The following is a 12223-nucleotide window of genomic DNA, read 5'->3' as shown; positions in this document are numbered from 1 at the left end:
TTTCAGTTAATTTCGAAATCAAGATCCAGTTCGTCATCGGCTTTGGCTTCTGACGCTTTCTTCCTGGTGAGGGCTTTAAGCACGATGACGCAGGCGGCGCTGACCAATGCCCCGACCAGCAGGCCGATGATGAACCCGCCTTTACCCTGAACCACCGGCAGGACAATCAGTCCGCCCCAGCCGGCGTAGCACTGAACGCCGAGCAGGGCGGTCGTCGCGCAGCCGCTGGCGGCGCCAATCATGATCGACGGGATGACGCGCAGCGGGTCGGCGGCCGCGAAGGGGATGGCGCCTTCCGACACGCCAACGCAGCCCATGACCAGCGCGGCTTTGCCCGCTTCTCGCTCCTCTGGCGTGAAGTATTTGCGACCCACCAGCGTCGCCAGACCCATGCCCAGCGGCGGAATGGCGATCCCGACGGCGGCGATAGCCACCACGCTATAAACCCCCTGGGAGACGCAAATCAGCATGAAGGCGTAGGCCACTTTATTGACCGGCCCCCCCATGTCGAAGGCCAGCATCAGCCCCATGATGATGGCGAGAAGCACGATGCTGCCCTCGCGCATGCCCTGTAGCCAGGTTGTCAGACCGGCGGTGAGCGCGCCGATAGGTTCACCCAGCCCCCACATCATGATCCCGGCCGTAATAAAAGTGCCGATAATGGGGATAACAAAAATGGGCATCACGGAGCGCAGCACTTTGTGGACAGGGATTTTCTTCAGGTAGTAAACCACCAGGCCGCCGATCATCCCGGCGATCAGTGCGCCGAAAAAACCGGCGCCAAAACTGTTGCCGACCCACGCGCCAATGGCGCACGGGGCCAGCGCCGCGCGGTCAGAAATGGAGTAGCCGATATAGGCCGCCAGAAAAGGCACCATCAGGGTCAGTCCGGCGACGCCAATATCAAACAGTTTTTTCAGGTTGGGATCCGTCGCGCCATCGGGCACGGCGCCTTTGCCGTATAGCATGACCGAGACGGCGAGGAGGATCCCGCCGGAGACCACAAAGGGGATCATATGTGAGACGCCGGTCATGAGATGCTGGCGTGTATTTTTTAGTATTTGCACCAGTTCGTTCATTGCTTGCTCCTGAGCGCGCTAACGCTCGTGACAGTATTGTTGCTTCAACAGTAGGAAAATGGCGGGGGAGAAAACAGTAGAGAAAAAGTGCATTTACTGGATATTTGTAAGGTGCGCGTGAAATTGCGATCCACCTCAAATCTTAGGTGTTATGGGGGAATGTTGCGAGCAAACGAGAGAATTGTGAGCCGGAACAGAAAAAAGATCTCTGTGTACAATTTTCCAGTAATTCACTCTTTTCTCGCGTAGTTCCTGCGGCGCGCTTTCTTTACCGTTGAGGCAATGATGTCTTGCTCAGGAGAAAGCCAATGGCCCAGGTTATTAAATTCCGTTGTGATTTGCCAAATGGCGTCCACGCCCGTCCGGCTAGTCTGGTAGAAACGCTATGCAATACCTTTTTGTCTTCTGTTGACTGGTGGAATACGCGCAGCGACCTGCGCGGCAATGCGAAAAGCGCGCTGGCTATTATTGCCACCAACACAATACAGGGCGACGAGTGCCAGTTAATTATCCGCGGCGAGGATGAGCAGCGGGCGCTTGCTGCCCTGTCGGCATTTATTCAGGATGAATTTCCGCACTGCGATACGCCGTTGCCGGCGGCGGAAAGTCCAGAGGTACAGCCGGTTCCGGAATCGCTGTCGCGGCTGAATCCCATCCTGTTGCACGGGCGGCCAGTGTGTGCCGGGAGCGCCGGGGGCACGCTCACCCGGCTGAAATCTTTCGATCTGCGCGACCCGGGCCCGCTGCCCGCTGCCGGGAATGTTGAGCACGAGCAGGCGCTGCTGGATCAAGGTTTGCTGCTGCTGGTTAAAAATATCGAGCTGCGGCTGCTGGATAACGACGGAACCGCCGGCGCCATTCTGGAGGCGCATCGTTCGCTGGCGACGGATGCTTCTCTACGCCAGCATCTGCTTGGCGGGCTGCTGACCGGCCTGAGCTGCGCCCAGGCGATCGTCGCCAGCGGCGAGCACTTCTGCGCTCAGTTCCACGACTCCGGCAACCGCTATTTACAGGAGCGGGTGCTGGACATCCGCGATGTCTGCTTCCAGCTTCTGCAGCATATCTACGGCGAGTCCCGCTTCCCGGCTCCGGGTAAGCTGACCGTCCCGGCGATTTGTCTTGCCGATGAGTTAACGCCCAGCCAGTTTCTTGAGCTGGATAAAACGCTGCTGAAAGGCCTGCTGCTGAGCGGCGGCGGGACCACTTCGCATACCGTGATTCTGGCGCGTTCGTTTAATATTCCGACTCTGGTCGGCGTGGAGATGGCGGCGCTGCAGCCGTGGGTGGGGCAACTGATATATATCGACGGCAATGCCGGGCTGGTGGCGGTTAACCCGGATGAGGCGGTGACGCGCTACTACCAGCAGGAGGCCTGGGCCGCGGCGCAGTTACGTCGTCAGCAGCAGGCGTGGTTTGATAAAGACGGGGTCACAAAAGATGGCCTGCGTCTGGAGGTGGCGGCCAATATTGCCCACTCCGTTGAAGCCGCCGCGGCGTTTGGCAACGGCGCGCAGGCGGTGGGCCTGTTCCGTACCGAAATGCTGTATATGGACCGGCCCGGCGCGCCGTCTGAAGATGAACTGTATAATATTTTTTGCCAGGCGCTGGAACCGGCGAAGGGCCGCAGCATTATTATTCGCACCATGGATATCGGGGGCGATAAGCCGGTGGCCTATCTCAATATCCCGGCGGAAAACAACCCCTTCCTCGGCTATCGCGCGGTGCGAATTTACGAAGAGTACCAGACGCTGTTCCGCACGCAGCTCAGGGCGATTCTGCGCGCCTCGGCGCACGGCTCGTTGAAAATTATGATTCCGATGATCTCCTCGATGGAGGAGATTCTGTGGGTGAAAGAAAGGCTGGCCGAAGCCAGGCAATCCCTGCGCGATGAACATATTCCGTTCGATGAGAAGATCCCGTTTGGCATCATGCTGGAAGTGCCGTCGGTGATGTTTATCATCGACCAGTGCTGTGAAGAGATCGATTTTTTCAGTATTGGCAGCAATGACCTGACGCAGTACCTGCTGGCGGTGGATCGTGATAACAGCAAGGTCACGCGCCACTACAACAGCCTCAACCCGGCTTTTTTGCGCGCGCTGGACTACGCCGTGCAGGCGGTACATCGCCAGGGGAAATGGATTGGTCTGTGCGGTGAACTGGGGGCGAAAGGCTCGGTGCTGCCGCTGCTGGTGGGACTTGGGCTGGATGAACTGAGCATGAGCGCGCCGGCGATTCCGGCGACGAAAGCGCGTCTGGCCCGGCTGGATAGTCGGGCCTGTCGCCAGCTGCTGAACCAGGCTATGCAGTGTCGCACCTCGCTGGAGGTGGAACATTTATTAGCTCAGTTCCGCATGGCCCAGCAGGACGCGCCGCTGATTACCACGCAGTGCATTACCTTAAACAGCGACTGGCGCAGTAAAGAAGAGGTGCTGAAAGGCATGACCGACAATCTGCTGCTGGCGGGGCGTTGCCGCTACCCGCGTAAGCTGGAGGCCGATCTCTGGGCGCGCGAAGCGGTATTTTCCACCGGGCTGGGCTTCAGCTTTGCCATTCCGCACAGCAAGTCGGAACATATTGAGCAGTCCACCATCAGCGTGGCTCGCCTGGCCCGGCCGGTGGCGTGGGGAGAGGACGAAGCGCAATTTGTGATTATGCTGACGCTGAACAAACATGCCGCCGGGGATCAGCATATGCGCATCTTCTCTCGTCTGGCGCGGCGCATTATGCACGAGGCGTTTCGTCACGCGCTGGTCACCGCCGACAGCAGCGAGGCCATCGCCGGGTTATTGCAGCGCGAGCTGGAGCTGTAGTTTCTCCGGCGGAACGGTGCCGCCGGAGAGGCGGGTTAGCGCAAAATCGCCTGGCAGATGGCTTCGCTGACCTGCCGGGTCGAGGCATCCCCCTTCATATCCGGCGTTTTCGGCCCGCTGGCGATAACCTGCTCAATAGCCTGTAAAATACCGTCATGGGCGGCCTGATAACGCGCATCGCCGGCGCCGAGGAAATCCAGCATCATGGCGCCCGCCCAGATAGTCGCTATCGGGTTGGCGATGTTCTGACCGTAAATATCCGGCGCTGAGCCGTGGACCGGCTCGAACAGAGACGGGAAGGTACGCTCCGGATTCAGGTTCGCCGACGGGGCGATGCCAATGGTACCGGTACAGGCCGGGCCAAGATCGGAGAGGATATCGCCGAACAGATTTGAGCCGACGACCACGTCGAAGCGTTCCGGCTGGAGGACGAAGCGGGCGCACAGAATATCGATATGCTGTTTGTCCCAGCGGATCTCAGGATACTCCCGGGCCATGGCTTCTACGCGCTCATCCCAGTAAGGCATGCTGATGGCCAGCCCGTTGGATTTGGTGGCGGAGGTCAGGGTTTTACGCGGGCGGCTTTGCGCCAGTTCAAACGCGTAGCGCAGGATCCGGTCTACGCCGCGGCGGGTGAAGACCGACTCCTGAATCACCATCTCATACTCGGTCCCGGGGTTCACGCGTCCGCCGAGCGAGGAGTATTCCCCTTCGGTATTCTCCCGCACCACGTAGAAATCAATATCGCCGGCTTTTTTACCCGCCAGCGGGCAGGGAACGCCGGGGAACAGGCGCACCGGACGCAGGTTGACGTACTGATCGAACTCGCGGCGAAACTTGAGCAGCGAGCCCCACAGTGAGACGTGATCCGCTACGGTGTCGGGCCAGCCGACGGCGCCAAAATAGAGAGCATCAAAGGTTTTGAGCTGCTCATGCCAGTCGTCGGGCATCATTTTACCGTGGCGGACATAATAGTCGCAGCTGGCCCATTCAATCTGTTCAAAGCTTAATGACAAATCCCAGCGTTCAGCCGCGGCTTGTAAGACGCGAATACCTTCAGGCAGCACTTCTTTACCTATCCCGTCTCCTGGGATGGCGGCAATACGACAGCTTTTCTTCATACCGGTTCTCACTTATCAGCGATGAAAATTGACTTCCTTTCTATCCTATAATTGACTGGTTCATAATTAATCACGCTAACTGGTGAAACATAAAACACAGTTCATGAATAATCTGCCGCTGCTAAATGATTTACGCGTGTTTATGCTGGTAGCCCGCCGCGCCGGTTTTGCCTCTGCCGCCGAAGAGCTCGGCGTTTCGCCCGCCTTTGTCAGCAAGCGCATTTCTTTGCTTGAGCAGACGCTGAATGTGCTGCTGCTGCACCGCACTACCCGTCGGGTCACGATAACCGAAGAGGGCGAGCGCATCTACGAATGGGCGCAGCGCATTTTGCAGGACGTCGACCAAATGATGGATGAGCTGTCCGATGTGCGTCAGGTGCCGCAGGGTACGCTGCGGATTATCAGCAGCTTTGGTTTTGGCCGCCGGGTGGTGGCGCCGGCGCTGTCGGCGCTGTCGCGTCAGTATCCGCAGCTGGAGCTGCGGTTTGATGTTGAAGACCGGCTGGTCGACCTGGTGAATGAAGGCGTCGATCTCGATATTCGCGTGGGTGATGATATTGCCCCCAATCTGATTGCCCGCAAACTGGCGACCAACCAGCGGATTCTCTGCGCTTCACCGGCGTTTCTGGCCCGCTATCCGCAGCCCAGGCAGCTCAGCGATCTGGCGACCTTGCCCTGTCTGGTGATTAAAGAGCGCGATCGACCGTTTGGCGTCTGGCAGCTCCACGGTAAAGAGGGGGAGCAGGCGATTAAGGTGACCGGCCCGCTCGCCTCTAACCACGGGGAGATCGTGCATCAGTGGTGTCTTGACGGGCAGGGGATCTCGCTACGCTCGTGGTGGGATGTCAGTGACAATATCGCCAGCGGTCACCTGGTGCATCTGCTGCCGGAATACTCTCAGCCGGCCAACATCTGGGCGGTGTATGTGTCGCGGCTGGCGACTTCGGCGAAAATTCGGGCCACGGTGGAGTTTTTACGCCACTACTTTCAGCAGCACTATCCGCAGCAATGCGTTGTGAGCCGCGAAACCTGATGCGCAAGATGAGAACACCACCGGCGTTGGCTGCCGGTGGCGCGGACGGCGTTAACGCCGCCGGGCGTTGGCTCAAACAGCGGCGCGCCGGGCGCCGGATCAACGCACCCGGCGGCTGTTGTTCCAGGCGGCGTAGCGGCTCACACGCCGAGGCGGTCGCGCAAGCTGTAGTACGCCGCGCCCATTGCGGTAAACGGAATGCGTAAGCTGCGCCCGCCCGGGAACGGGTAGTGGGGCAGGTTCGCAAAGGCGTCGAAGCGCTCGGCATCCCCGCGCAGCAGCTCGGAGATCAGCCGCCCGGCGAGATGGGTACAGGTGACGCCGTGGCCGCTGTAACCCTGCATATAGTAGATGTTGTTGTCCAGGCGTCCGAACTGCGGCATCCTCGAAAGCGTCAGCAGGAAGTTGCCGGTCCAGCGATAATCGATTTTCACCCCTTTCAGCTGCGGGAAAGTCTTCAGCAGTTTCGGCATGATCAGCCGTTCAACGTCGTCCGGATCGCGGGCGCCGTAGACGACGCCGCCGCCGTACAACAGGCGGTTATCGCCGGTCAGACGGTAGTAGTCCAGCAGGTAGTTGCAGTCTTCCACGCAGTAATTTTTCGGGATCAGCGAACGGGCGACGTCGTCGGACAGCGGCTCGGTGGTGACGACCTGGGTACCGCACGGCATACTGCGTTTGGCCAGCTCCGGCTCCACTTTGTCGCCAAGGTAGGCGTTTCCGGCGACGATCACGTAGCGTGCGGTCACCTGGCCTTTGGCGGTGCTCACCACCGCCGGGCTGGTGTGCTGGATGCGGATGACCGGCGATTGTTCATAAATCCGACCGCCGTTCAGACGAATGGCATTCGCTTCGCCGATGGCCAGATTCAGGGGATGAATATGACCACCGCTATGATCGAGCAGGGCGCCGGTATAACGATCGCTGTTGACCTCACGGCGGATGGCATTGGCATCCAGCAGCTCCAGCTGGTTGTTACCGTAGCGCTGCCAGTTGGCTTTCTGCTCTTCCAGGGTTTCCAGCTGTTTGTGGTTCATCGCCACAAACAGGCCGCCGGGGCGATAGTCGCACTGAATCTGATAGCGCTGGATACGTTCGCGGATGATCTCGCCACCTTCAAACATCATGCTGCCGAGCATTCTTGCCGCGTCCGGTCCGTAGGTTTTTTCAATGACGTCAATATCGCGGCTATAGGAGTTAACCAACTGGCCGCCGTTGCGTCCGCTGGCGCCAAAGCCAATTCGGGCGCTTTCCAGCAGCACCACGTCGTAGCCCATTTCGGCAAGATGTAGGGCGGAAGAGAGGCCGGTGTAGCCGCCGCCGACGACGCAGACGTCGCAGCTGATGGATTCGCTCAGCGTCGGAAACGGTGCGTATTTGTTGGCGCTGGCGGCGTAATAACTGGTGGTATGTTCGGTCATGATTAAGACTCCAGAGTCATCCAGATCGTTTTCAGTTCGGTGAATTTTTCCAGCGCGTGCAGAGATTTATCGCGTCCGTTGCCGCTTTGTTTATAGCCGCCAAACGGGACGGTCATATCACCATCGTTATAGTTGTTCACAAAAACGGAGCCCGCTTTCAGGCGGCGGCTCATGCGGTGGGCGCGGGAAAGATCGCGGGTCCAGACCGCTGCGCCCAGGCCGTAATGGCTGTCGTTGGCAAGCCGCAGTGCCTCGGCTTCTGAGGTGAAGCGGGTGACCACCAGTACCGGGCCGAAAATCTCTTCCCGACTCAGAGGAGAGGCCGGATCGACATCAACGAAAATGGTCGGGCCGACGGCGGCCGGCCACGGATTTTTCCGGCCATCGATCAGTAAGGTGCTGTGACTTTCTCCCACGCGGATAAAACTGTGGACGCTGTCGGCATGGGTGTTATCAATCAACATGCCCATGGTGGTGTTGGGGTCGAGCGGGTTGCCCGGCTGCCAGAGGCGAGCCTGCTCCTGCAGACGGCTGAGGAACTCATCGGCAATGCTCTCTTCAACCAGCAGGCGGGTACCGGCGATGCACACCTGGCCCTGGTTGTAAAAGATGCCGCCGGCGGTGGCGTTGACCGCTTTTTGCAGATCCGGGCAGTCGGCAAAGACGATATTGGCGCTTTTCCCCCCCGCTTCCAGCCAGACGCGCTTCATGTTGCTGTCGCCGGCATCTTTTAACAGCTGTTTGCCGGTGCGGGTAGAGCCGGTAAAGGTGATGACCTCAACGTCCGGGTGCAGCGACAGGGCCTGGCCCGCCTCGTGGCCAAACCCGCTGATCACGTTCAGCACGCCGTCCGGCAGCCCGGCTTCTTTCGCCAGGCCAGCAAGACGCAGGGCGGTGAGCGGTGATTTTTCAGACGGTTTAAGCACGATGCTATTGCCGGTGGCCAGCGCCGGGCCGAGTTTCCAGCAGGCCAGCAGCAGCGGGAAATTCCACGGGACCACGGCGGCAATCACGCCTACCGGCTCACGGACGATCATCGCCAGTTCATTGACGCCGGTAGGGGCGACTTCGCCATACACTTTGTCGATGGCTTCCGCATACCAGCGGATCGCCCGCGCCGCGCCGGGGATATCGTCGCGCAGGCTGTGGCGGATCGGCTTTCCGGTATCGAGCGTCTCCAGCAGCGCCAGCTCTTCACGGTGGCTTTCCATCAGGTCTGCCAGCTTATTGAGCACCGCTTTACGCTGCGCGGGTGAGGTCTGCGACCAGTCGCCGCGTTCAAAAACGCGGCGCGCGGCCTGAACAGCGAGGTCGACGTCGGCCTTTTTACCGCGGGCGACATGCGCCAGAGTTTGCTGGGCGGCAGGGTCGATGGTTTCAAACGTGGTATTATCGACAGCAGAGCAGTATTCGCCATTAATAAATAACCGCGTTTCAATCTCCATGCTTTTCGCTTTATCCTGCCACCAGGCCAGATGTTTGAAATCCATATAAGACTCCTTAATCACATAATCGAATAGTGGGCATTTCAGACAGCGCAGGGCGCAGGGCGTCCCCGGAGTCAGATACCGTCTTTCGCGCGTTTTATTTGCGCGTATTATTGAGGCCAGCAGGAAATAAGATTCCGCACTACGCTGCGTATTATTTGCGTGTTCTTCGCTCCGCCGGAAACAGGGCATCCGACGGAGCAGGCCAGAAGAAAGCCTGAAACCTGCTCAGGCTAAAAAATCAGAATGTGGTGGGAGTATGGGCACTGATAATTCGGCAAATGCCGGCCGAAGTATTGCTGAAACTGTGCGGTATGCCGGTATTTATGGCATAACTTTGCCCAGCCACCAGATGATACGACTGACCATTTATGACCAGTACGACTTCACCTTCCAGTATGGTGCCAATTTCCTCACCTTGATGTTTGATCCTCTCCCCGGTTGTGGTTCCAGGCTGGTAAGTTTCAAAAATCATCGCCAGCGTACGGTTCGGATTTCCGTTATGCACCAGCTTCATCGAAACCCCCTGACTGCCGATTTCGATAAGGTCATCCTGATTAATAACCACCTGCGGTTCATCAGGTTTTTCTGGTTCAGAAAAGAATTCCGAGAGCGACAGCCCATAAACTTTCAGCAGCTTTTGCAGCGTACTGATGGCAGGACTGACTTTGTCCTGTTCTATGGTACTGATGGCACTATGTGTTAACCCAGACAGTTCGGCGGCACGACGTTGTGAGAGACCCAGCTGTTGGCGGATCTCTGACAGACGTTTTCCTGGCGCCAGTCCGTCATCGCTCATATTTGCATTTCCTTAACTGTAATGGTCAGAGTCGCGGCTTTTCAGCCATGCGCTTCTGACAGGCGGTGATAAAACCTTCAAACAACAAACGCGACAGGGCGTATTCACTACTGTTCCATTCCGGATGCCACTGTACCCCCAGCGCGAAGGGGTGGTCATTAACGCTGACCGCTTCTGCCAGCCCATCGGAAGAACGGGCTTCGACGCGCAGACGCGAGCTTAATGTCTTTGCTCCCTGCCCATGTAGCGAGTTTACCCAAAACGTGTTGCAGCCCGGTATTAACTGAGAAAGTAATCCTCCTTGCTGAACCTGTACTTCGTGAGACGGCGCATATTGCTGCTCAACCGGCAGTTCCGGATCTTCGCGATGTTCGAGGAGCTCCGGCTGCTCGAAAAGACGACGATACAGAGTCCCACCGGTGGCGACAACCAGTTCCTGTAACCCACGGCAGATGGCGAAAATGGGGATGCGCCTTTCGAGTGCGGCGTGAATCAGTGCCATGCTCAGAAGATCACGCCCGGGATCGGCGTCAGGCTCATCGCCGTTTTCACCATAAAGGTGCGGCTGCACATTGCTGGGGCTGCCCGGCAGGTAAATTCCGTCCAGTTGAGGTAACAACGCGGCAAGCAGTTCCGGTTCAGCCAGCGCATGCGGCAGGGCAATCGGTAATCCACCGGCGTTAATTATTGCATTCAGGTATTTTTCTTGCAGGGTCTGGGTCTGGTGACCCTTCAGCCTGTTCCTGCACATCACGACACCAATAACTGGCTTGTACATTATATTTTCCATGATCGCCCTCACAAAGTGGACTAAATTATGACCATTTAGCGCTTTAAATGGCCATATCGTTCAATATTTTCTCAATCTAGCAGTGAGAATTGCCGTTTGCAAACTTAATTTAACATTTGACAAACATTTTGTTTGCATACACATTCGAAGAGTGGACATTATATTTAACGGCAAGAAAGCCCGGCTCCGAAACCAACACAACGGCGGTGAATGATGGAAACCAATATTGTAGAAGTTGAGAATTTTGTTCAGCAGTCAGAAGAGAGACGGGGCAGCGCATTCACCTGGGAAGTGAAGCGCTACCTTGAGCAGTATCCGAATACGCAGTATGTCGATGTGCTGCTGACCGATCTGAACGGCTGTTTCCGCGGGAAGCGCATCCCGGTCTCCAGCCTGAGCAAACTGGAAAAAGGGTGCTACTTCCCGGCCTCCGTTTTTGCCATGGATATTCTGGGAAATGTGGTAGAAGAGGCCGGTCTCGGCCAGGAGATGGGGGAACCGGACTGCACCTGCGTACCGGTACCGGGTACCTTAACGCCTTCTGCTGCCGACCCGGCATTTATCGCGCAGCTGCAGCTGACCATGGTTGATGAAGATGGCGCTCCCTTTGACGTTGAGCCGCGGAACGTTCTCAATCGACTCTGGCAGCAGCTGCGCCAGCGTGGGTTGTTCCCCGTGGTAGCGGTAGAGCTGGAGTTCTATTTACTCGATCGTAAACGCGATGCTGAAGGCTATCTCCAGCCGCCTTGCGCGCCGGGTACCGGCGATCGCAACACCCAAAGCCAGGTCTATTCCGTGGATAACCTCAACCACTTCGCCGACGTGCTCAACGATATTGATGAGCTGGCCCAGCTGCAGCTGATTCCGGCCGATGGCGCGGTGGCGGAAGCGTCGCCGGGTCAGTTCGAAATCAACCTTCATCATACCGATAACGTGCTGGATGCCTGCGATGATGCGCTGGCGTTAAAACGCCTCGTGCGTTTGATGGCCGAGAAGCATAAGATGCATGCCACTTTTATGGCCAAGCCTTATGAAGAGCATGCCGGTAGCGGGATGCATATCCATATCAGCATGCAAAACAACAAGGGTGAAAACGTCCTCGCGGATGCCAATGGCGAAGATTCTGCGCTGTTGAAACGCGCGCTCGCCGGGATGATTGACCTGATGCCGGCGTCGATGGCGCTGCTGGCGCCAAACGTCAACTCATACCGCCGCTTCCAGCCAGGTATGTATGTGCCGACGCAGGCCTCCTGGGGGCATAACAACCGGACGGTGGCGCTGCGGATCCCCTGCGGCGACCGCCAGAATCACCGCGTGGAGTATCGCGTGGCGGGGGCCGACGCCAACCCGTATCTGGTGATGGCGGCAATTTTTGCCGGCATTTTGCACGGTCTGGACAATACGCTGCCGTTGCAGGAAGAGGTGGAAGGCAACGGCCTGGAGCAGGAAGGGCTGCCGTTCCCGATCCGTCAAAGCGATGCGCTGTGGGAGTTTATGCAAAACGATAGCCTGCGCGAGCGCCTGGGTGAACGTTTCTGCCACGTTTACCACGCCTGTAAACATGACGAATTACTGCAATTTGAGCGTCTTATCACAGAAACAGAAATTGAGTGGATGTTGAAAAACGCCTGATTGTCGCCCCGCAAGGGGCCTGTAGATTTGATCGACAAGTAGCATCATACG

9 protein-coding genes are annotated in these 12223 nt (G+C 57.8%); 3 read left to right on the top strand and 6 right to left on the bottom strand.

The genetic code is table 11. The features are described 5' to 3' along the window. Nucleotides 1–2: 2 nt before the first annotated feature. Nucleotides 3–1079 (bottom strand): PTS fructose transporter subunit EIIC, encoded by a 1077-nt coding sequence (locus OQV00_RS16945; RefSeq protein ID WP_004860366.1) that lies wholly within the window; start codon nt 1077–1079, stop codon nt 3–5. A gap of 308 nt (nt 1080–1387) precedes the next feature. Here OQV00_RS16945 and ptsP point away from each other — a divergent pair, with 308 nt between their 5' ends. Next, nucleotides 1388–3889 (top strand): phosphoenolpyruvate--protein phosphotransferase, encoded by a 2502-nt coding sequence (gene ptsP / locus OQV00_RS16940; RefSeq protein WP_266279072.1) that lies wholly within the window; start codon nt 1388–1390, stop codon nt 3887–3889. 35 nt (nt 3890–3924) lie between these two features. Here the strand turns inward: ptsP and OQV00_RS16935 are convergent, their stop codons facing one another. Further along, nucleotides 3925–5010 carry a tartrate dehydrogenase gene (locus tag OQV00_RS16935; protein ID WP_004860370.1) on the bottom strand — a complete coding sequence of 362 codons (1086 nt, stop codon included), beginning with the start codon at nt 5008–5010 and terminating at the stop codon, nt 3925–3927. A gap of 82 nt (nt 5011–5092) precedes the next feature. Between OQV00_RS16935 and OQV00_RS16930 the strand changes: the two genes are divergently transcribed. Continuing rightward, nucleotides 5093–6043, top strand: a complete 951-nt coding sequence (locus OQV00_RS16930) for a LysR substrate-binding domain-containing protein (RefSeq protein WP_160873471.1) — start codon at nt 5093–5095, stop codon at nt 6041–6043. Nucleotides 6044–6183: 140 nt separating this feature from the next. Here OQV00_RS16930 and OQV00_RS16925 read toward each other — a convergent pair whose 3' ends face one another. The 4 genes from OQV00_RS16925 to puuD all read right to left on the bottom strand — a co-directional run bounded on the left by OQV00_RS16925 (nt 6184) and on the right by puuD (nt 10528). Next, nucleotides 6184–7464 (bottom strand): NAD(P)/FAD-dependent oxidoreductase, encoded by a 1281-nt coding sequence (locus OQV00_RS16925; RefSeq protein ID WP_004860375.1) that lies wholly within the window; start codon nt 7462–7464, stop codon nt 6184–6186. A gap of 2 nt (nt 7465–7466) precedes the next feature. After that, nucleotides 7467–8954, bottom strand: coding sequence for an aldehyde dehydrogenase PuuC (gene puuC, locus OQV00_RS16920; RefSeq protein ID WP_004860378.1), 1488 nt, complete (start codon nt 8952–8954; stop codon nt 7467–7469). A 238-nt stretch (nt 8955–9192) separates the two neighbouring features. Next, nucleotides 9193–9750, bottom strand: coding sequence for an HTH-type transcriptional regulator PuuR (gene puuR, locus OQV00_RS16915; protein WP_004860381.1), 558 nt, complete (start codon nt 9748–9750; stop codon nt 9193–9195). Nucleotides 9751–9775: 25 nt separating this feature from the next. After that, nucleotides 9776–10528 (bottom strand): gamma-glutamyl-gamma-aminobutyrate hydrolase, encoded by a 753-nt coding sequence (puuD, locus tag OQV00_RS16910; protein WP_196770154.1) that lies wholly within the window; start codon nt 10526–10528, stop codon nt 9776–9778. Nucleotides 10529–10753: 225 nt separating this feature from the next. Between puuD and OQV00_RS16905 the strand changes: the two genes are divergently transcribed. After that, on the top strand, nt 10754–12172 hold the full coding sequence (locus OQV00_RS16905) for a glutamine synthetase family protein (protein WP_004860385.1): 1419 nt from the start codon (nt 10754–10756) through the stop codon (nt 12170–12172). The last annotated feature ends 51 nt before the right edge of the window (nt 12173–12223 follow it).

This window comes from Klebsiella sp. DY2415, assembly GCF_026314315.1.
GTDB classification, from domain to species: Bacteria; Pseudomonadota; Gammaproteobacteria; order Enterobacterales; family Enterobacteriaceae; genus Klebsiella; species Klebsiella ornithinolytica.
The sequence above is the reverse complement of the archived record's forward strand: the minus strand, read 5'-3'. Positions and strand labels throughout refer to the sequence as shown.

What these genes read in the sequence shown, in the direction of transcription:
- puuR (WP_004860381.1), bottom strand. Translation starts at nt 9,750, where the DNA reads ATGAGCGATGACGGACTGGCGCCAGGAAAACGTCTGTCAGAGATCCGC.
- ptsP (WP_266279072.1), top strand. Translation starts at nt 1,388, where the DNA reads ATGGCCCAGGTTATTAAATTCCGTTGTGATTTGCCAAATGGCGTCCAC.
- puuD (WP_196770154.1), bottom strand. Translation starts at nt 10,528, where the DNA reads ATGTACAAGCCAGTTATTGGTGTCGTGATGTGCAGGAACAGGCTGAAG.
- OQV00_RS16945 (WP_004860366.1), bottom strand. Translation starts at nt 1,079, where the DNA reads ATGAACGAACTGGTGCAAATACTAAAAAATACACGCCAGCATCTCATG.
- OQV00_RS16925 (WP_004860375.1), bottom strand. Translation starts at nt 7,464, where the DNA reads ATGACCGAACATACCACCAGTTATTACGCCGCCAGCGCCAACAAATAC.
- puuC (WP_004860378.1), bottom strand. Translation starts at nt 8,954, where the DNA reads ATGGATTTCAAACATCTGGCCTGGTGGCAGGATAAAGCGAAAAGCATG.
- OQV00_RS16935 (WP_004860370.1), bottom strand. Translation starts at nt 5,010, where the DNA reads ATGAAGAAAAGCTGTCGTATTGCCGCCATCCCAGGAGACGGGATAGGT.
- OQV00_RS16905 (WP_004860385.1), top strand. Translation starts at nt 10,754, where the DNA reads ATGGAAACCAATATTGTAGAAGTTGAGAATTTTGTTCAGCAGTCAGAA.